Source organism: Streptomyces sp. P17 (genome assembly GCF_032436805.1).
GTDB lineage: Bacteria > Actinomycetota > Actinomycetes > Streptomycetales > Streptomycetaceae > Streptomyces.
The window spans coordinates 1-292 of sequence record NZ_JAVRBF010000582.1; the positions used below are offsets into that span (position 1 = coordinate 1).

At 48.6% G+C, this 292-nt stretch carries 1 protein-coding gene; it reads right to left on the reverse strand.

Features of this window, described 5'->3' with window-relative positions:
- Nucleotides 1-292, reverse strand: a 292-nt coding sequence (locus RMT89_RS42195; protein ID WP_315889055.1) for a hypothetical protein, incomplete at both ends; no start/stop codon positions are given.

Here is a 292-nt window from a genome sequence, read left to right on the forward strand (position 1 = left end):
AGTCTCCCCAAGCTTTCTGAGTGTTTGCAGCACCGATGACATAGACACTCTCGTACATGTTCATCAAGAATGTCACAGTATCGATGACGAATGCCGATACGGCATCAGGCTGTTCAATCACCTGATCCAACAGATCGAATATCTGATAAGGATCGGTGATTGGCTCTTCAGCAAACTTTGACTTGAACGGCAAACGCTTGTTCGCTTCACAGTTTGCAAAGAGCACTCGTTCCGGGTCACGGAGGTTGGCGAGACTGGCAGATTTACCAGTCCCACTTTCACCACCGATCAG